The organism is Nonomuraea sp. NPDC004354, from assembly GCF_053602555.1.
The window spans coordinates 113783-133674 of record NZ_JBSGDV010000015.1 but is presented as its reverse complement, the minus strand read 5'-3'; the positions used below and the strand labels follow the sequence as shown (position 1 = coordinate 133674).

Below are 19892 nucleotides of genomic sequence, written 5' to 3'. Positions count from 1 at the left end.
AGCCGGTCAGGGGCGGCCGATACGGACCTTCCAGACCTCTGGCCCCGCCTCGAGGTTCTCCCAGGTGAACGCGCCGGGGTGTTCGGCGGCGAACTGGTAGTAGAGCGGTTTGGGATCGTGGTCGTTGACGAGCACGAACGCCGTGCCCCCTGCCAGTTCCTCGTATATGAGCGGATCAGGCCGCGGGACACCGCTCGTCGAAGACGCGTCGGACGTGCAAGCCTGTCATGGGGGTCGCGAAACCCGGTGACCCGTGACAGCGGGGTGGACGGGCGGCGGGTCTGGAGGATGGGATTTCTCACGTGCGACTCGCCGCCCGTCAGGGTGCATGCCCGTCATGGGCTCCACCGGCCGCGTGCGAGCTGGCGGCGGATCAGGTGGCGCTCATCGGACATGACCGAAACAGTAGATCCGAAGCCAGGGCCGCCGTCACCGCCACAGGTCACCTTCGCGGCGGGACTTTGGACCCGATCTTTCAGGGCGTTCGGCACGCGCCTGCTATTCCGCGTGGGGACGGTCCACGGTCTCCGCGACCGAGGGCGATCGGCGGCTGTCACGGGACTTTCGTCCCTGACTCGCGCATAGGGACGCTGGCAGGCTGGCGGTATGGAACTCGACTCGGCCGGCCTGCAGGTGCTTTCCCACGAGGAGTGCATGCGCCTGCTGCCCTCACGCCCGATCGGGCGGATTGTCTTCACCGACCGTGCCCTGCCTGCTGTGCAGCCGGTCAACTTCTGCCTGGACGGGGAGGACATCGTCATCCGCGCGGCGGCCGGTTCCAAGCTGGCCGCCGCCACCCGCCGTGCGGTCGTGGCCTTCGAGGTCGACGACTTCGACTCCAAGGAGCGGACCGGCTGGTCGGTCACCGTTGTGGGGCCGGCGCGTGTCGCCGACGATCCGGCGCAGATCGCCCGGCTGGAAAGCCTGCCGCTGACGCCGTGGGCACGCAGCCGCGACCACTTCATCCTCGTCACCACGGTGGAGGCCACCGGCCGACGTATCCGGCAGTCCACCTGACCCCATCCTCGACGCACCGCCGCCGAATAGCGTGAACCGAACCCCCGTGACGAACCAGCGAAGAGAACGACCGTGTCCGGACAACCGACGACGGCATCCTCCCCGCACCGCCGCCCGCTCCCCCAACCGAGCGCCGCGCGGCTCCGCGCCCGTCCGGCCGCGGGTCGGCTTCCGATGCTGGCCGGTGCCGTTGTCTCTGTGCTCGCCGGCCTCTACGGTGGACTCGCGCTCCTGCTGCCCGAAGTCCCCGTAGCCGAGGCGCTGGCCCGCGAGCACGGGCCGCCGCGGTGGCGCTCCGCTCTACGACCGAATGAGCAGCAGGCACGCACTCGACCAGCTTGGTGATCAGCTTTTCCGGGCTCTTCCACAGGTCGTCGCCCGCGGTGCAGCCCCAGTTGTCGTTGATCGTGACGCAGGCTTCCCAGGGCACGGGGCTGCCGTCCTCGGCACGGATGCCGTCGACCGGTATCAGTTGCTCCGGGGAGGCGAAGTCGCCGCTGTAGTCGGTCGGCGAACCGGTCACGATGGAGCCGCGGCCGCCGCCGTCGGCCTCCAGCCGATCGTCGATCAGCACGGTCGGCTGCAGGTCACGGACCATCGCGATACCGTCCGGGGGGCCCGCGCGGGTGCGGGGGACGCGGGTCCCCCGCACCCGGAGTCCTACATCAGCGGCACCGCCCGGTCCAGGGCGGGCGGGGCCACCGGCCCCTGCCGCAGGTAGGCCCGCATGGCCTCGTAGTCGCGGTTGCCGCGCACGGCGTCGGTGTACCCGGCGAAGGCGGTGTAGCCGTCGGCGCCGAGCAGCGTGTAGGCCAGCGCGGCGAGCCGGTAGGTCCTGCCGGTGTCGAGCGGCTGCCCGTTCACGATCACGTCGGCGGGGTCGACCCGGTCCCCGACGGGCCGGTTCGCGGAGTAGGAGAAGCGGACGTTCTTGGACACGGCCAGCGGCGCGAACTTCACGGTGCCGTTGGCCTGCGTCTGCCACTGCTGCTCCAGGGCCTGCTCGATCTGCGAGCCCTTGACCGAGACCGTGAGCACCGGGTTGGCGTAACCCCACGCCGCCCACGACTCGCCCATGAGCACCTGACCGTCGCTGTCGGCGGGGTTCGTGCCCTTGGCGAACCTCAGGTCGCCGCGCAGGGAGTTGGAGCCCTTGGTCGGGGCGACGGCCACCATGGCCAGGTCGGCCTGGCCGCCCTCGGTTCGCTGCGAGTCGAAGTAGGCCACGTCGGCCACGGTGTTGCCGAGCGTGCTCTGCCCCGTCGCGTCGCGGGTCCTGGTGAGGTCGCCGGTGATGGTCCCGTACGGCTTGGCGTAGGTCTCCTTCTGCTTGGCGTTCCAGTGGTCGACCAGCTTCACCATGGCGGGGTCGGGGGTGACGTCGCGGGTCACGGGGTGGTTGACCGCGGTGGTCTCGGACCTGATGACGTCGCGGGTACGGTGGTCGAGCTTCAAGTTGATCTCGTTGATGAGGCGGCCGTGGTTGGCGGCCTCGACGACAGGGCGGGGGTTACCCGCCGGGTCGGGTAGCGAGCAGGTGAAGTACCAGTGCCAGTGGCCCGTGACGATGACGTCGATGTCGGGCGAGGCGTTGGCGGCGAAGTCCCAGATCGGCCCGCTCTTCTGGTCGGCGCAGCCGTTGTAGTCGTCTCCGGCCTTGCCTCCCTCGTGCACGTTGGCGACGATGGCCTTGACGCCGCGCCGCTTGAGGATGGCGGCGTACTTGTTGGCCGTCTCCACCAGCGGCAGGTTGTCCAGTGACGGCTGGTAGGAGGTGGAGCCGTCCACCGTGGTGGGCGTGGTCAGGTTGATGAACCCGACGGGGATGCCCTGGAAGCGCTTGATCACGTACGGCGGGAGCACCGGACGGGTGTCGCCCTTCCGCGTGATGTTGGCCGTCGAGATGGCGAAGTCGGCGCCGTGGAACTGCCGCCCGTCGGAGTCGGTGAAGCAGCTGTCGACCCCGATCTCGCCGAAGCACTCGCCTTCGCCCATGTGGTCGCGCAGGAACTCCAGGGACCGGTCCAGCTCGTGGTTCCCGACCGTGGTGAACTCCACCTTGATCTTGTTCAGGAACTCGATCGTGGGCTCGTCGGCGTGGTAGGACACCTCGGTCGGCCAGCCGCTGAAGTTGTCACCGACCGAGAACGTGACCGTGTTCTCATGGCCTTGCCGGAGCTTGTCCAGATGCGTCGCCACGTACGGCGCGCCGCCCACCACCAGGGTGTTCCCCTGCGGATCCTTGATCGTCCCGTCGGCGGCGTTGTTCTGCGGGGTGATGTAGCCGTGGAAGTCGGTGAGGGACAGCAGTTGCACGTCCACGGGTTTCGGGTCGGCCAGTGCCGGTGAGGCGGAGGAGGCCAGAGTGACGCCTAAGGCGACGACGATCCACTTGAGACGGGAATACACACATACTCCTCGATAGGGGATACAACGGGAGGAAAGACTGGCGGATCAGCCCTTCGAGCCGGTGAACGCGATCCCGGCGATCAGCTGCCGCTGCATGACCACGAAAAGAACGATCACGGGCAGCGAGGCGACGACGGACCCGGCGAAGAGGATCGGGTAATCGGTCAGGTACTGGCCGCGCAGCGAGGCCAGCCCGGCGGAGAGCGTCATCATCTCCGGGTCGGTGTTGACCACCAGCGGCCAGAGCAGGCTGCTCCAGGACCACATGACGGTCAGCAGCCCGAGCGCCAGCAGCCCGGGCCGCACCAGCGGCAGCATGATCCCCCAGTAGATCTGCAGCGGGTTGGCGCCGTCCAGGCGCGCCGCCTCGTCCAGTTCCCTGGGCAGCGTCTTGAAGAACTGCCGCAGCAGGAACGTACCGAAAGCCCCGAAGACCCCGGGGGCGATGAGCGCCTGGAGGGTGTTGAGCCAGCCGAGCCCCTGCATGATCTCGTACCGGGGCAGCAGGAACAGCTCCCCCGGCACCATCAGCACGGCCAGGAACAGCATGAAGATCGGCCCGCGCCCGGGGAACTCCAGCCGCGCGAAGGCGAAGGCCGCGAGCGAGCAGAGCAGCAGCTGCCCGGCCGTCACCGCCGCCGTGACGATCACGGTGTTGAGGAACTGCCGCCCGAGCGGCACGGTCCTGAACACGTCGGCGAAGTTGTGCCACTGCCAGGAGGGGACCGGCCTGGGCGGCACCCGCATCGACTCGGTGACCGTCTGCAGCGAGACCACGAGCTGCCAGACGAACGGCGTGATCATGATCAGCCCACCGACGAGCAGGACCGCGTACACGATCCAGCGCCTACTCATAGTGGACCCACCGCCTCTGCAGCCTGAACTGGAGGGCGGTCAGCGCGAGGATCAGGGCCAGCAGCACGACCGCGATCGCGGCTGCGTAGCCGCGGCTGTTCTGCACGAAGCCCTGCTCGTAGAAGAGGTAGACGATCGTACGGCTCCCCGCCATCGCCGGGCTCTTGACGTCGATCATGAGGAAGACCAGGTCGAACACCTGCAGAGCGTTGATCAGCGTGATCACCATGACGAAGAACGTGGTGGGTGTGAGCAGCGGCAGCGTGATGCGGAAGAACTGCCGCACCCTGCCCGCGCCGTCGATCGCGGCAGCCTCGTAATAGTGCTTCGGGATCCCCTGCAGCCCGGCCAGGAACAGCACGGCGTTGTACCCGAGCGAGCTCCAGATCCCGACCACCGCGATGGCGTAGATCGCGAACTCGGGGTCGGAGACCCAGTAGGGCCCGTCGATCCCGATCTCGCCGAGCAGGTAGTTGATCAGGCCGAAGTCGCCGTTGTACAGGTAGCGCCAGGTCAGGCCGACGGCCGCGGGCATGGTGACCACCGGCAGGAAGTACAGCGTGCGGAAGAAGCCGAGCCCGCGCAGCCCCGGCACGTTGAGCAGCACCGCGATCACGATCGCCAGCGGCACCCCGATGAGCACGAGCACGGAGTAGAGCAGCGTGTTGCGCAGCGCACCGAGCATCTCCTCGTCGCCGAAGAGGGCGGCGAAGTTGTCGAGCCCCACCCACGTCTGCCCGCCGAACACGCCGGACTCGGTGAAGCTCAGGTAGAGCGTCTGGACGATCGGCCACAGGTAGAACACGGCCAGCCCGAGGGCCATGGGCGCGATCAGCCCGTAACCCCAGAGCCAGTCGCGGCGTGGCCGCCGCCCAGGCCGGGCCGTCCTGACGGCGACCCGTTCCTCGGTCAGCAGCATCCGCTACTCCTTGGCCAGGATCTCGTTCATCTGCGCGGCGATCTCCCTGGCCGCGTCCGCGGTCGGCCGCTTGCCCGCCCACGCCTCGGCGAGGAGCTTGTTCTGCACGTCCTGCCACTTGGCGGTGTTCAGGGAGACGGGGTACGGCACGCCGTGCGGGATCGAGGCGTCGAACGCCTCCTTCAGGTGGTAGTTCGGGAAGGCGTTGAACCAGCCGTCCTGGGTGCCCGCCCGCGAGGAGACCGAGGCGCCGCCGGTGTCGCTGAGGATCTTCTGGGCCTCCTCGGAGGAGAGGAACGTGGCGAACTGCGCGCTCTCGACCGGGTGCTCGCTCTTGGCCGAGACGGCGTTGGCCAGGCCGAGCAGGATGACGGCCTCCTGCGCCGGCCCCTTGGGCAGGGGCGCCACGTCGACCTTGTCGCCGCGCTCGGTGTCGGCCTTGAACGCGGTGGCGAGCCAGGAGCCGCCGTAGTACATGGCGTACTTGCCGGTCATGAACAGCTGTACGGGGTCGGTGTCGGTGGTCGCCTGGGCGGGCGGGGCGACCTTGTCCTTGTTGATCATGTCGGTCCAGAACTCCAGGCCCTGGATGGAGCCGGGCTCGTCGAAGCCCGACTTCTTGCCGTCGGCGGAGATGACGTGGCCGCCGGCCTGGACGATCGTGGGGTAGAAGCCGCCCTGGTCCCACATGGGGGCCAGCAGGCCGTAGTGCTTCGTGGCCGGGTCGGTCAGCTTCTTGGCGGCGGCCCTGAGGTCGTCCCAGGTCCAGTCGGCGGTCGGGTACTTGACGCCGGCCTTGTCGAAGAGCTCCTTGTTGTACCAGAGCACGGGGAGGCCGACGTCGCGCGGCATGCCGTACAGCTTGCCGTCGTAGCGGTAGCCGTCCACGATCGCCTGCGGGAAGGCGCTGACGTCGGCGTTCTCGATGGGGGCGAGCACGCCGCCCTTGGCGTACAGGCGGACGTTGAGGCTGTTCATCCAGAAGACGTCGGGGGCCGCGCCGCCGGTGGCGGCGGTCTGGAGCTTGATCCAGTACTGGTCCCAGGGGGTGATCTCCAGCTTGACCGTGACGTCGGGGTGCTGCTTCTGGAAGGCGTCGATGATTTTCTGGGTGCTGGCTTGGTCGTTCTTCTCCCAAATCGCGTAGCTGATCGTGATTTTTCCGGAGTTGGTGGTTGTATCGGTGCCGGAGCCACAACCGGCCAGGGTCACGGCCAGGGCGGCGACCAATGCCATACGCAGACGCACGGGGGGTTCCTTCTCTCTGGAAGCGCCGGGGGTGGTGGTCAGGGTCTCGATCGCGAGGGAGCGGCGCCCGGCTCAGAATTCGGTGTTGGTGAAGCCGGTCCGCGCCACGACATCGCTGTATCCGTTGACGTCGAAGTCCTCGGCGTAGAAGAGGTGGAAGCCGGTGGCGTCGGCGGCGACGGCGGTGGCCGACTGGCTGCCGGCCGTGTTCGGGTTCATGCGCTCGCAGGGGAACCGGCCGGCCGTCGTCCCGTCGGCGTTGAAGCCGCGGGCGTACACCTCGAAGGAACGGCCGGCGTTCCAGATGTCGGACTCGGTCCAGCCGACGACGAACCGTCCGCTGTCGTCGACGGCGACGGACGGCGATCCCTGGACCGCGCACCTGTCCACCGACGACACCCTCCCGCAGAGCGGCGGGTACTCCTTGCCGCCGTCGGAAACCGTGTTCGGTGCGTACTTCCCGAACGCGACGGGGTTCTCCGCGAACCTCGATCCCAGGGAGGGCGTCAGACCCCGCGTCCGCACCCGCCAGACGGTCTTCACGTCCCCTCCGGCGACCGCCACGTTGTCGCTCCAGGCGACGACGCTGTCGCCGCCCGCCGTCGTCGCCACCGCGGGGGCCAGGTGCTCGGTGGCCGCATTGGTGTTGATCTTCGTGGCGGCGGCGACGGTCGCGCCGGTCGCCGAGACACGCTTGCCGTACACGTCGGGCGCCTGCTGCCAGACCACGGTCGCGGTGCCGGCGCCGTCGACGGCCACGTCCGGCCGGTCCCCCGCGCTTACCTGGACCGGCGCGAAGGCACGCGAGGTCAGCGAGGCGTAGCCGGCCGCGCGGACGGTCTTGGTCGGCGCGTCCTCCCAGACCACCGTGAACCCGCCGTCGCCCCGGACCGCGATCCTCGGCCGGGTCTGGTCGCCGCTCCACTGCGGGTCGTTCGCCCAGATCGTCGAGCTCAGCGTGCCCGACGGCGAGAGCCTGCGCACCGCGATGTTGTGCTCGCCCCGGCAGTCGCCGTCCTCAGCCCAGGCGACGTAGGCGTTGCCCGTGTCGTCGACGCCGGCCGCCGGCTGCAGGTGGTTCCAGCCGGTCGCGCACCCGGCCCCGCCCATCGAGACCTTCACGGGGCCGGTCACCGGCTGCCCGTCGTGGTAGATGCGCGCGTAGACCTCGGTGCCGTCCACCGAGGCACGATCACGGTCGCCCTCCCAGGCCACGGCCGTGTAGCCGGCGCGCATGGCGGCCGCCCTCGGCGCCCGCTGGTCGTCGGGGCCATTGGCGGCCATCTGGAGCGCGGCGTCCGGATAGGCGGAGGGGACGAACTTAATCATCTCGTCCAGCATCGCGGCGAAGTCCGCGTCGTACGCCGCGTAGATCCCCGCGTCGTCGATACGGATGAAGGAGTCGTCCGAGGCGGTCAGGGAGCCGGCATTGAGGTTGTGGGAGCCGGTGTAGACGTAGCGCCGCGTCGCGCCGCCCGCTGCCGCCGACGGCCCGTTCACCAGGATGATCTTCGAGTGGAGGTTGTCGGGCGCGCAGGTGTCCCCGGCCGGGTAGTGGCAGCCGCCGGGCCTGAAGGTGTGCACCACGATGCCGCCCTTGGCGAGCTCCTGGGCGGTCGAGACCGTCTGGTTGCCCTCGGCGACGAGCACCTGGACGCCGCACCCCTGCTGCTTCTTCGCCTTGAGCGCGTCGATGACGAGCGGCCTGTCCGTGGCGAACTGCGCCTGCGCCACGCGGATCGTGCCGGGGCAGCCCACGTCCTTGATCATGGCCGCGACCAGGTCGGCGCTGTCGTAGGCAGCCTGGTCGTAGACGGTGTCGCGGGGCTCCATCCAGACCGTGACCTTGCCACTGGCGGAGGTGAAGGGCGCCTGCCACGTCGTCCGCACCCGGGAGACCAGCGTGTCGAACACCTGCCGGTAGCCCTCGGCCAGGCCGGCGTCGCCCGAGCTGATCAGCATGTTCTGGTGGAGGCCGTTGTCGGCGCTGAGGTTCTGCGAGCTCTGCGCGACCACGTCGGTCCTGCCGTCCGTGAGGCGGCTGAACACGAAGAACTTGTGGTGGTTGATGTCGGTGTCCGGGCCGTTGCAGCCCATGGTGCAGAGCGTGACCGGCACGCCGGCGGCGGCCAGCTCGTCGAGCAGCGGGTCGTGACCGGATCCCTCGGACACCACCCGTACGTCGACGCCGCGATCGTGCGCCGCCACGAGCTCGTCCTTGACGGTCCTGATCTCCAGCACGTACGTCGCCACGCGCAGGGTGGAACCCGGCGCGGCCAGGTCGATCAGGCCCAGCAACCGCGTCAGCAGGGAGCCGTCGAGCGTGCCGTCGACGCTCGGCCTGCTGAAGTACGCCGACAGCTCGGGAGTCGCCGCACGGGCCGGGGTGATCACGCCGAGCAGGCAGGATAAGCAGACGAGGATGACAGACAGGCGTCTGGTCATGCGTGCCTCTCTCCACTGAGGTTTCGTCGGATGCCGCGGGTCCAGGCCGCCACCTCGGCCTCGGTCTCCGCCCGCTCGCGCGGCCAGCCCTTGACGTCCGGCCGCGTCTGCCACGGCTCGGGGCCGGACTCCTTGCGGTACTCCACGCCCAGCGCGGCGAGCCGGCGCTCGTGGTGGTGCAGCCGCGCCCGGAAGTCGTCGAAGTAGCCGCCCGCGGGGCTCCACACGACCTCGGCGAAGGCCGACAGGCGGGGGAAGGCCATGTAGTCGAGCGCGCGAGGCGAGTCGATGTGCTCGGTCCAGAGGTTCGCCTGTGCGCCGAGCACGCGAACGGCCTCGGCCTCCGTGAGCTCCGGCGGCACCGGTTCGAAGGCGTGGACGTCGCGCAGCGAGATCACGCTGCCGATCGGGACCGGCTCGTCGGGCCGGTCCGACTGCCGGAAGTCGAGGTAGAGCTGGGTGAACGGGCACGTGATCACGTCGTGCCCGGCCCTGGCCGCCACGACCGCGCCGTACGTGCCGCGCCAGGACGCCACGGTCGCAGCCGGCGGCAGGCCGCCCTCGATGATCTCGTCCCAGCCCAGCAGGCGTCGCCCGCGCGCGGTCAGATGGTCGGAGAACTGGCGGATGAACCAGCTCTGCAGCTCGTCCTCGTCGCGCAGGCCGAGCTCGCGGATGCGCCGCTGGGCCGACGGGCTCTCCCGCCACTGCGTCTTGGGGCACTCGTCGCCGCCCACGCAGACGTACTCGCCGGGGAAGATCTCCATGACCTGGTCGAGCACGTCCCGGTAGAAGGCGAGCGTGGCGTCCTCGACGTTGAGCACGTTCGGGGAGACGCCCCACTGGGTGGCGACCTCCAGCGGGTCGTCGAGGTTGCCCAGCTCCGGATAGGCGGCGATGGCGGCCTGGGAGTGCCCGGGCAGCTCGATCTCGGGCACCACGGTGACGAACCGGTCCGCCGCGTACGACACGATCTCGCGCAGGTCGTCCTGGGTGTAGAAGCCGCCGTGCGGGCGGCCGTCGAAGACGCCGTGCCGGCGTGACCCCAGCGGGCTCTCCCTCCGCCAGGCGCCGACCTCGGTCAGCTTCGGGTACCCCTTCACCTCGAACCGCCAGCCCTGATCGTCGGTCAGGTGCAGGTGCAGCACGTTGAGCTTGTGCGCGGCCAGCAGGTCGATGTACCGCAGCAGGTCGGGCTTGGGCAGGAAGTGCCTGGCCACGTCGATGAGGCAGCCGCGCCACCGGAATCTCGGCCGGTCCTCGACGGTGACCGGGGCGACGAGCCAGTCCCGCTCGCCGACCGCGCCGCTGCGGAAGGCCGCGGGCGGCAGCAGCTGGCGCAGGGTCTGCGCGCCGTAGAACGCCCCCGCCGCGTCCCCCGCTTCGATGCGCACCCCGCCGGGGCGCACGGTCAGGCGGTACGCTTCATGGCCGAGCCCGGCCGCCAGGGTGATCTCGATCGCCCCGGGCCGCGCCTCTCCGGGCGGCAGCGGCAGGCCGGTCACGGGGAACAGCACGCCACGCAGCCAGCCTTCCACCCGCGCGAGCTCGGGGGGTGCGGCGATCACTGTGGCCGTGGTGAGGGTGAAGGGCTCCGTGCCGTCTCGGGTGAGGTGAACGGGTCGTGGCAGCAGCAAGTCAGGTCCCTGAGGGGTCGGGGGGCGGGATTCGACGGTCGTGTCGCCGTACGGGCGGGCGGGCTTGCGTCGTGGTGGATGACCGTCCCGATGGGAATTTATGATGAAGTCCACCATTAAGATTCGTCAAGAAGGGTTATCCGTGACGCACCCCGTGACTGGCGGCGACCTTCAACGGCTCCGGCGTCTCAACGCGCTCTCCGCGCTCGCCGCCCTGCGCGTCGGCGGCCCGATGACGCTGACCAGGCTCGCCGAGCGCGCCGACCTGGCCAGAGCCACCATCAAGGTGGTGGTCAGCGACCTGATGGAGCTGGGCTGGGTGGCCCAGATGGATCCGAGCGGCGGCGAGAAGGGCAGGCCCGCGCGCCGCTACCGGTTCCGCGGGGAAGCGGGCCGAGTGCTGGGGCTCGACATAGGAGCGCACAAGGTGCTCGCGGTCGTGGCCGACCTCGACGGCAACGTCCTGCACACCACGCGCGAGCCGGTCACCCCCGAGCAGCCGCGCGCCGAGCGGCTGGCCGCCGTCGACAGGGCCGTCGACGCCTGCCTGACCGGCTCGGGCACCTCCGCCTCCGACGTCTGGATCGCGGTCGCGGGCAGCACGGGCTACGTCGACCTGCAAGGACGCGTCGTCCTGTCCCGGGCCATCCAGGACTGGTCGAGCGTGCCGCTGGCCGATCACGTCGGCGCGCGGCTGGGCTGCGCGGTCCTCGTGGAGAACGACAGCCGGCTCGCCGCACTCGCCGAGTGCCGCAGAGGCATCGCCCGCGACACCCGGAATCTGATCTTCCTGCACGTCGGCAGGCGGGCCGGGGCCGCCGTCGTGCTCGACGGGGTCCCCCTGCGCGGCGGCGGGGGCGCGGCGGGCGAGATCGGCGTGCACCCGCTGTTCAACCTCGGTCACGTGGGCGAGCTCCTGCAGGCCGTCCCCGCCGTGGAACCCGGCACGCCGCCCGACGCGGTCGCGGGGGCGGTGTTCGAGGCCGCCAGGCGCGGCGACGCCGGTGCGCGCGGCGCCGTCCTGCGGTACGTCAAGGTGCTCGCGCTGGCCACCTCCGCGATGGCCCTCACCGTCGATCCCGACCTGGTGGTGCTCGGCGGGGGTTTCTCCCGGTCGGCCGACGTGCTCCTGGAGCCGCTGAGGGACGAACTGGAGACGATGTGCCTGCGCACTCCGGAGGTGCGGGCCTCGGTGCTCGGCGACGAGTGCGTGGCGGTCGGCGCCGTCTGTTACGGCATCGAGCGTCTGTCCAAGACGCTCTTCAACCCCGAGACCGGCCCGTTGCCCGCAGACGCCCCTCCATCATTAATGGTTTAGTTCACCAAATATCGGGAGCGTGCGTGAGGACGGCTGGTTGTGACGTCGTCCAGGACGCCCAGGTCCGGAGGCCGGGAGCGGCGGCCGCCGTGACGTTGATCTAAGACTTCCGGTGCAGTTGAATGAGCGGGTGCGTGCTGGGCGAGTGGTCTCCCCGGTTCTGGTGGGGCGGGAGAGGGAGCTCGCCCGGCTCGTCGCGCTGGTCGCCGGGGCGCCCGCCGTGGCCGTCGTCGAGGGCGAGGCCGGCATCGGCAAGTCCAGGCTGACGGCCGAGCTGCTCGGCGGTCCCGCGGTGGCGGGCCTGCGGGTGCTGAGCGGGGCCTGCGTGCAGATCAGGGAGCCGTTCCCGCTGGGGCCCGTCGTCGAGGCGTTACGCGGACGCGCGCCCGAACTGGCCGGGGCGGCCTTGTCGCCGGTCGCGGGGGCGCTGCGCGAGCTGCTGCCCGAGCTGGCCGGGGTGTTGCCGGAGACGCCGCCGCCGCTCGACGACCGGGCGGCCGAGCGGCACCGGGTCTTCCGGGGGCTCGCCGAGGTGCTGACCGCGCTCGGCCCCGCCGTCCTGGCGGTGGAGGACCTCCACTGGGCCGACGGGCAGACGGTCGAGTTCCTGACGTACCTGATGTCCGTGCTGCCGGGCACGTTGCGGGTGGTGCTGACGTACCGGAGCGAGGAGGCGTCAGGGGCGGTACGCGCGATCACGGCGCGCGCCCCCGACACGATCACGGCCGAGCATCTGGTGCTGCCGCCGCTCGACGCCGCCCAGACGCGGGTGATGGCCTCGGCGATCCTCGGGGCCGAGGAGGTGACGGCCGAGTTCGCCGAGCACCTGTGCCTGCGGGCCTCCGGCCTGCCGCTCGCCGTGCAGGAGCTGCTGGCGCTGCTGCGCGACCGCGGCACGCTCATCCGGTGGGAGGGCGGCTGGGCGCGGCGGGCGCTGGAGGACCTGGACGTGCCGAGCGGCGTGCGCGCCTCGGTGCAGGAACGGGTGGCCCGGCTCTCCCCCGGCGCCAAGGAGGTGGCGGAACGCGCCGCCGTGCTGCAGCTCCCCGTGCCCGTCGCCCTGCTGTCGGGGCCCGACGTCGGGGCGATCGACGAGGTGCTCGGCTCCGGGTTGTTCGCCGACACCGGCGGGCTGGTGGGGTTCCGTCACGTGCTGGCGGCGCAGGCGGTCTACGAGGCAATCCCGCTCGGCCGCCGGCAGGCCCTGCACGCCGCCGCCGCCGACACCGTACGCGGGCTGCGCCCGGTGCCGCTGGGACGCCTGGCCCACCACCTGCGCCAGGCGGGCCAGGCCGGGCAGTGGGTGGAGGCCGCGATCGAGGCGGCCGAGCAGGCCTCGAGGCTGGGCGACGACGCCGAGGCCGCGCGCCTGCTGGAGGACGTGCTGCGCGACACAGACCTGCCCGCGGCCCGGCGGGCCGAGCTGACGGTGAAGCTCGGCTGGGCCGCCCTGGAGCTGCTACGCCCACCGCCGGTCGCCGACCTGGTCAACTGCGCGCTGGAGCAGGACGTGCCGCCCCCGCTCCGCGGCCACCTGCGCCTGCTGCTCGCGCTGCACCTGGAGCGCACCCGCACCGACGGCGCCCGCATCGGCGAGGCCTTCGCGCGGGCCGCCGACGACCTCGCGGGCGAGCCGGGGCTGGCCGCGTGGGCCATGGCCGGGGTCGGCCGCCCGCCGAGCGACCTGCCGCCCGAGGAGAGCAGGTCCTGGCTGGAGCGGGCGCTCGCGACCCTGCCCGCCGTCGCCGATCCGGCCATGCGGATGCTGGTGCTCGGCAAGATCGCGATGATCTTCGTGGTGATGGGCGATCCGCGCTGGGCCGCGCTCGCCGGCGACCTGCTGCGGGAGACCGGCGGGCGGCGGCTGCTGCGCCGCGAGGTCAACGCCTACCGCTCCATCGGGGGCGCGGCCCTGTTCAGCGGGCACCACCGCCAGGGCCGCCGCCTGCTGACCGCGGCCGTCGAGGACGGCGCCGAACCCGACCTGCGCGAGCGGCTCGAACTGCGCTGCCTGGTCAACCTGGCCGCGGCCGACTACTTCGAGGGCTCCTGGCAAGGGCTGCCGGCCAGGCTCCAGGAGCTGCGCGACCACTTCGGCGACGAGCCGCACGAGCGCATCCTCGTCGACATCGTGACCGCCTGCCTGGCCGCGGTGCAGGGCCGCCAGGAGGCCGCGCTGCCGCCGCTGCTCGACGCCGCCGCCGAGGCCCGCACCCGGAGGCAGTTCGACGACCTCGTGCTGCCGCTGGCCATGCTGCTCAGGGTGGCCGCCGCGCGGGGCGAGCCGGAGCCGGCGATCGAGGCGGCCGTCGAGGCGGGCCTCCACTGGGAGGCGAGCGAGCTGTGGCCGGTGGCGGTACGCGCACTGCCCGCGCTGACCGAGGCGCTGCTGGCGGCGGGCCGTCCGGACGAGGCCGCCGACGTCGTCGCGCGGCACGCCGCCCGGCTGGCCGGGCTCGACGCGCCGCTGGCCACGCCCGCGCTCGCGCAGGCCCGCGGTCTGATGGCCGCCGCCGACGGGCAGTGGGCGCGGGCCGCGGCGGAGTTCGCCGCCGCCGCCGACGCCTTCGAGCTGATCCCGGCGCGGTACGAGGCCGCGCAGGCCGGCGAGCAGGCCGCCGCCTGCCTGTTCGCCCTCGACGACCCCGAGGCCGCCGGGCGGCTCAGCCGGGCCGTCGCGGTGTACGCCGACCTCGGGGCGCGCTGGGACCTCGACCGCGCGACCGGGCTGGGCCGCAGGTGGGGAGTCCGCCCGGCGGCGCAGAGCGCGCCCGCGCAGGCGGGGAACGACCACGCGCTGTCGGCCCGGCAGGAGCAGGTGGCCCGGCTGGCGGCCGAGGGGCTGACCAACCAGGAGATCGCCAGGGAGCTGTTCCTGTCGCCGAAGACGGTGGACAAGCACGTGAGCGCGGCCATGCGCAAGGTCGGGGCGCGGTCGCGGACAGAGCTGGCCCGCCACCTCCTCCCCGGCCGCTGAATCCCTAAATTGGGGATTTTTCCCCATAGGGCACCCCATACCCCACCCCATACGGCTGCCGCGACACTTTCGGCATGTCCGAAACCACCGAAGACCCCGGCCCGCCAGACCCGGAAGACCCCGTTCCCGGTGGCCCCTCCCTTCACAGTGAGACCCCGGAGCCCCCTCGCCCCCCGGACGGCTTCGAACCCGTCTGACCCCCTTCCCCCGCCAGAAAGGCCACCATGGCACTGCCCCGCCCCCCGCTGGCACGCCGGACAGGCGTCCTGCTGACCGCGCTCACCGCGCTCGCCGGCGTGCTGACCACCGGACCGGCGACCGCCGCGACGCCCGGCACCCCCGCCCCCTCCCCCGCCGCTCCCGCCGCCCCCGCGCAGGCCGCCAAGGACGTCACCCTGTCCGGGGTGCGCGCCCAGAAGGTCGTCGTCACGCTGATCACGGGCGACAAGGTCCAGCTCACCCGGTCCGCCGCCGGCCAGTACCGCGTCGAGCCGGCCCCCGGCACGCGCCAGGACGGCCGCCGGATCAACCTGTTCACCCAGTTCACCCCGGACGGCGTTTTCGTGCTGCCGGACGACGCGGTCGCCGCCGTCCAGGAGGGGCTGGTGGACAGGCGGCTGTTCGACGTCAAGTACCTGGCCGAGAACGGCTACTCCGACGACGTCGCCAAGCGGCTGCCGGTCATCGTGCAATACCCGAGCGACCAGACCGAGGCCGCGGTCAAGCGCTCGGCCGCCGCCGTCCCCGCCAGCGACCCCACCCGGACGTTGGAGAGCATCCACGCCTCCGCCCTCGACGTCACCAAGGCCCAGGCGGGCACGTTCTGGGAGGCCGTACGCGGCGCGCGGACCGCCGGGCAGGGCCTGGCCAAGGCACCCGGCACGCTGCGCGGCGGCATCGCCAGGCTCTGGCTGGACGCCAAGGTCAAGGCCGACCTGGACGTCAGCGTCCCCATGATCGGCGCCCACCAGGCGTGGGAGCGCGGCCAGGACGGGACCGGCGTCAAGATCGCCGTCCTGGACACCGGCGCCGATACCGGCCACCCCGACCTGGCCGGGAAGATCGCCGACAGCAAGTCGTTCGTCCCCGACCTGCCCGTCCAGGATGGGCACGGGCACGGCACGCACGTCGCCTCGACCATCGCCGGCACCGGCGCGGCCTCGGGCGGCAGGTACAAGGGCGTTGCCCCCGGCGCGCAGCTCGTCGTCGGCAAGGTGCTCGACAACACCGGCTCCGGCCAGGAGTCGTGGATCATCGAGGGCATGGAGTGGGCTGCGCGCAGCGGCGCCAAGGCCGTCAGCATGAGCCTCGGCGGCCCGCCCAGCGACGGTACCGACCCGCTCAGCCAGGCCGTGAACGACCTGACCGCCGAGACCGGCACGCTGTTCGTGGTCGCCGCGGGCAACCTGTACGAGACGGAGACGATCAGCATGCCCGGCGCGGCCGACGCCGCGCTGACCGTGGCCGCGGTGGACAAGAAGGACCAGCTCGCCGCGTTCTCCAGCCGCGGGCCGCGCCCCGGCGGCGGGCTCAAGCCTGACATCGCCGCGCCCGGCGTGGACATCGTGGCCGCGCGGGCGGCCGGCACCGCCATGGGCTCCCCGGTGGACGAGCACTACACCGGCGCCTCGGGCACCTCCATGGCCACGCCGCACGTGGCCGGCGCCGTCGCGATCCTGGCCCAGCAGCACCCGGACTGGACGGGCCGGCAGCTCAAGACCGCCCTGATGTCCACCTCCAAGGACGACGGCTTCACGGTCTACGAGCAGGGCGCCGGCCGGGTGGACCTGGACCGCGCGACCCGGCATCAGGTGTTCGCCGACAGCGGCGGCGTGGACTTCGGCCTGCTGGAGGGCGGCAGCGCGCCGAAGACCGGCCAGATCTCCTACCGCAACCTGGGCGACCAGCCCGTCACGCTCACGCTGAAGGCCGCGATGAGCGGCGGTGCGAAGCCGGTCCTCGCCGACGCGACGCTGACCGTCCCCGCCGGCGGCACGGCCGGCACCACTGTCACCCTCGACCCGGCCGAGCTCGCCGTCGGGACCTACAGCGGGGCCGTGACGGCCGAGGCCGACGGCGTGCGGCTCACCACGCCGCTCGGCGCGGTACGTGACGTCCCCACGTACGACCTGACCATCCGCACCCTGGACCGGGACGGCAGGCCGCGCACCCCGACGGCCATGAGCGTGCTCGACGTCGAGGGCACCAAGGGCGAACTCGGCCCCAGCCGCATCGACGACGAGGGCCTGGTCGTCACCCGGGTCCCGGCGGGCACCGTCAGCCTGCTGCAGGTGCTCGACTGGGTGGACGGCGACGACCGCGCCAACCGGGCCTGGCTGTTCGAGCCCGAGCTGACCATCACCGGCGACACCGAAATCACCCTCGACGCCCGCAAGGCCACCGAGATCAGCTTCAGCGCCCCGAAGACCGCGCAGCCGCTGAACAACACCTACGACGTCTTCTTCCAGCGCACCCTGCCGAACGGCAAGGTCTTCGGCGGCACGCTCCTGGCGGGCCGCCCGCTCGGCGGATGGGAGAAGGTGTGGGCGCTGCCGACCAAGAAGGTCACCAAGGGCGGCTTCCGCTTCACCGGCCAGTGGGAGCTGGGCGTGCCCGAGGTCACCATGACCATGCGCACGCCCAGGCGCACGACCCTGCACCCGGTCTCCCGGGTCCACACGATCGACGCGGGCGAGATACACCCCGGGTACGTCCCGTTCGAGGGCACCAAGGACCTGCGGGTGGTCGACGCCGGCAAGGGCCGTCCCGAGGACCTCGCGGGCAAGGACCTGCGCGGCGCGCTCGTGCTGATCGACGCCGAGCCCGCCGAGGGGATCTTCGGGACGGCGTGCGGCCTGCAGATCGAGCGCGTGGACCCGATCAGGGACGCGGGCGCCGCCGGCGTCCTGGCCTTCAACGAGCGGGCCTCCGCCTGCCCGATCCCATTGCAGATCACGCAGAAGCCGTTCAGCGGGCCGTTCAAGCCGGTCAACATCCCCGTGGCCTACGTCTCCAACGCCGAAGGCACGAAGATCCGCCAGGAGGCCGGTCGCGGCCCGGTGACCATCCGGGTCGAGGGCACGCCGAACACGCCGTACTCCTACGTGTTCAAGCCGTACGTCGACGGGCGCGTCCCGGACTCGATGCGGTACGAGGTGACCGAGCGCCAGTTGCACCGGGTCGATTTCGATATGCACGCCGGGCCGTACACGAAGTACATGAACTGGCGCAGCACGTGGAAGACCGACGACATCTCCTACGCGGTGACCAACACCAACATCCTGCAATGGGCCTACCCCATGCCGGAGCGCAGGTCGCAGTGGGTCTGGCCGCTCGACCCCAAGATCGTGAGCGAGGCGGGCATGTCCGCTCTCGTCACGTCCGAACCCGGCGCGGAGGTCCAGGAGACCCGATACCGCGCCGACGTCTTCGACCGGCCGGGCAGCACCCGCCAGCAGTGGTTCGCCACCCCGAGCACGCCGGGCGCCTCGACGGCCTCCGACAAGCTGTACGCGCTCGGCGGCGACCCGGACGCGGCCCCGCTCCAGCAGCTCGTCATCGGGGTGCCGTGCGCGATCTGCATGCACGACGGCAACCTGTGGGTGACGCCGTCCATGGTCAGCGGGGTCGGGGAACGGCGCGACGACGGCGTCGCGTTCGGCGACCTGGCGCCCCAGTACGACCTGCACCTGTACCGCGACGGCAAGGAGATCCCGAACGCCCCTCTGCCGGGGTTCGACACGCTGCCGCGCTACCCTCTGCCCAAGGAGCAGGGCGTCTACCGGCTGACGGCCAAGAACGACCTGCAGGACATCGAGTGGACGTTCACCGCGCCGCCGGCCAAGGAGCAGCTGAGGCCGGGCTCCAACTGTTACGCCTGGTTCGTGGACGGGCTGGTCGAGCAGTGCCGCACCACCCCGGCGGTCTACGTCAGCTACGACCTCGGTGACAGCCTGTCCGCCGCGAACACCGTCGCGGCCGGGCGCAGGCACACGTTCGAGCTGGAGGCCTACCACGGGCCGTCGGCGGCGAAGATGCCGGCGATCTCGGGCGTGCGGCTGTGGACCAGCACCGACGACGGCGCCACCTGGCAGCCCGCCGACCTCAAGCGGAGCCGGGATGGCGTATACACCGCCGGCGCGAGGTACCCGGCCTACCGCGCCACCAAGGGCGCGGTGAGCCTGAAGGTGGAGGCGTGGGACGCGGCGGGCAACCGCGTCAGGCAGACCACCCTCCGCGCGTTCAACCTCCGCTGACCGAGGGGACCGCGGCCACCCGCCCGGCGGCCGCGGTCACCAGCCCAGCGTGACGGGCGATCCGCAAGAATCTGGGTTGTCAAGAACAACGAGACCGGGAAAGTGATCTCGGTCGGCCGACGCTGAAGGCCTGGCCGCCCCGCGGGCACCGCCGCCCCGCGCCCTCGCAGAGCCGGTCGTCACCGGCCGCCGAGGGCGCGCCAGACCAGGGCCGCGGTACGTTCCGGCCAGCGCGGCGGCGGGGTGGACTCGGCCAGCGCGCGGCCGTACCAGCTTCCCGTGCACATGGTGACGGCGACCTCCAGGTCGGCGTCCGCGTCGATGAGGCCGCCGTCCTTGGCGGCCTGGAGGATGGCCAGGAGGCGGCGTCGTCGCGGGGCCACCACGCGGGCCCTGTAGCGGGCCAGGACCTCGGGCTGCGTCGTGTCCTGGAGCATGCTGCCGACGAGCGAGAGCCTGCCTGGCCTGGAGACCCCGCGCTCGAAGTCGGCGAGTTCGGCCACCAGGGCGGTGTAGGGATCGCGCGGCGGGCTCGTTTCCTCCTCCTCGGCCATGCTCGCGACCGCCGCGGCGGCGAGCTCGGCCTTGCCCGGCCAGCGGCGGTACAGGGCTGGACGGGTGGTGCCGGCCTCCTGGGCGACGGCGGCCAGCGACATGCGCTCGTATCCGTACACCGACAGATGCCGTCGGGCGACGGCCAGGATCCGGTCGTCGATGGAGGAGTCCCGTGCTCGTCCGGTCCTTCGTGTCATGATCCAGCCCCTAGTTTCATTACAATGCTGTAATGTAATGAAAGTTCGTCTCGCACCAC

13 protein-coding genes are annotated in these 19892 nt (G+C 71.6%); 4 read left to right on the top strand and 9 right to left on the bottom strand.

Annotation, left to right across the window (positions count from 1 at the left end; all coding sequences use genetic code 11):
- Positions 1-6: 6 nt before the first annotated feature.
- Entirely contained in the window at positions 7-156 is a 150-nt protein-coding gene (locus tag ACWENQ_RS32900) for a DUF2249 domain-containing protein (protein WP_449928061.1), read from the bottom strand.
- 450 nt (positions 157-606) lie between these two features.
- On the opposite strand from ACWENQ_RS32900, the gene ACWENQ_RS32895 reads away from it, so the two are divergent.
- On the top strand, positions 607-1017 hold the full coding sequence (locus tag ACWENQ_RS32895; RefSeq protein ID WP_354912653.1) for a pyridoxamine 5'-phosphate oxidase family protein: 411 nt from the start codon (positions 607-609) through the stop codon (positions 1015-1017).
- Here the strand turns inward: ACWENQ_RS32895 and ACWENQ_RS32890 are convergent.
- The 7 genes from ACWENQ_RS32890 to ACWENQ_RS32860 form a co-directional block, all read right to left on the bottom strand.
- Positions 971-1615 (bottom strand): alpha-L-fucosidase, encoded by a 645-nt coding sequence (locus tag ACWENQ_RS32890; RefSeq protein ID WP_449928063.1) that lies wholly within the window; start codon positions 1613-1615, stop codon positions 971-973. The genes ACWENQ_RS32895 and ACWENQ_RS32890 overlap by 47 nt on opposite strands.
- A gap of 62 nt (positions 1616-1677) precedes the next feature.
- On the bottom strand, positions 1678-3426 hold the full coding sequence (locus ACWENQ_RS32885; protein WP_452417701.1) for a bifunctional metallophosphatase/5'-nucleotidase: 1749 nt from the start codon (positions 3424-3426) through the stop codon (positions 1678-1680).
- A 45-nt stretch (positions 3427-3471) separates the two neighbouring features.
- Positions 3472-4281: a carbohydrate ABC transporter permease gene (locus ACWENQ_RS32880; protein WP_452417699.1), complete on the bottom strand. Its 810-nt coding sequence runs from the start codon at positions 4279-4281 to the stop codon at positions 3472-3474.
- The gene (locus tag ACWENQ_RS32875) at positions 4274-5200 is read right to left on the bottom strand and encodes a carbohydrate ABC transporter permease (protein ID WP_452417698.1); all 927 of its coding nucleotides are present in this window, start codon (positions 5198-5200) and stop codon (positions 4274-4276) included. Before ACWENQ_RS32875 ends, ACWENQ_RS32880 begins: the two co-directional genes overlap by 8 nt.
- A gap of 3 nt (positions 5201-5203) precedes the next feature.
- Complete coding sequence (locus tag ACWENQ_RS32870) at positions 5204-6448, bottom strand: ABC transporter substrate-binding protein (protein ID WP_452417696.1); 1245 nt, start codon at positions 6446-6448, stop codon at positions 5204-5206.
- A gap of 72 nt (positions 6449-6520) precedes the next feature.
- Positions 6521-8893, bottom strand: coding sequence for a phospholipase D-like domain-containing protein (locus ACWENQ_RS32865; RefSeq protein ID WP_452417695.1), 2373 nt, complete (start codon positions 8891-8893; stop codon positions 6521-6523).
- The gene (locus ACWENQ_RS32860; protein WP_452417693.1) at positions 8890-10530 is read right to left on the bottom strand and encodes a beta-N-acetylhexosaminidase; all 1641 of its coding nucleotides are present in this window, start codon (positions 10528-10530) and stop codon (positions 8890-8892) included. Before ACWENQ_RS32860 ends, ACWENQ_RS32865 begins: the two co-directional genes overlap by 4 nt.
- A 142-nt stretch (positions 10531-10672) precedes the next feature.
- Here ACWENQ_RS32860 and ACWENQ_RS32855 point away from each other — a divergent pair, with 142 nt between their 5' ends.
- The 3 genes from ACWENQ_RS32855 to ACWENQ_RS32845 all read left to right on the top strand — a co-directional run bounded on the left by ACWENQ_RS32855 (position 10673) and on the right by ACWENQ_RS32845 (position 19081).
- Positions 10673-11848 (top strand): ROK family protein, encoded by a 1176-nt coding sequence (locus tag ACWENQ_RS32855; protein ID WP_449928079.1) that lies wholly within the window; start codon positions 10673-10675, stop codon positions 11846-11848.
- Between the two features lie 130 nt (positions 11849-11978).
- Positions 11979-14825 (top strand): ATP-binding protein, encoded by a 2847-nt coding sequence (locus ACWENQ_RS32850; RefSeq protein ID WP_449928081.1) that lies wholly within the window; start codon positions 11979-11981, stop codon positions 14823-14825.
- Between the two features lie 224 nt (positions 14826-15049).
- The gene (locus ACWENQ_RS32845) at positions 15050-19081 is read left to right on the top strand and encodes a S8 family serine peptidase (RefSeq protein ID WP_449928083.1); all 4032 of its coding nucleotides are present in this window, start codon (positions 15050-15052) and stop codon (positions 19079-19081) included.
- A gap of 179 nt (positions 19082-19260) precedes the next feature.
- Here the strand turns inward: ACWENQ_RS32845 and ACWENQ_RS32840 are convergent, their stop codons facing one another.
- Complete coding sequence (locus ACWENQ_RS32840; RefSeq protein ID WP_354912667.1) at positions 19261-19833, bottom strand: TetR/AcrR family transcriptional regulator; 573 nt, start codon at positions 19831-19833, stop codon at positions 19261-19263.
- Positions 19834-19892: the final 59 nt, after the last annotated feature.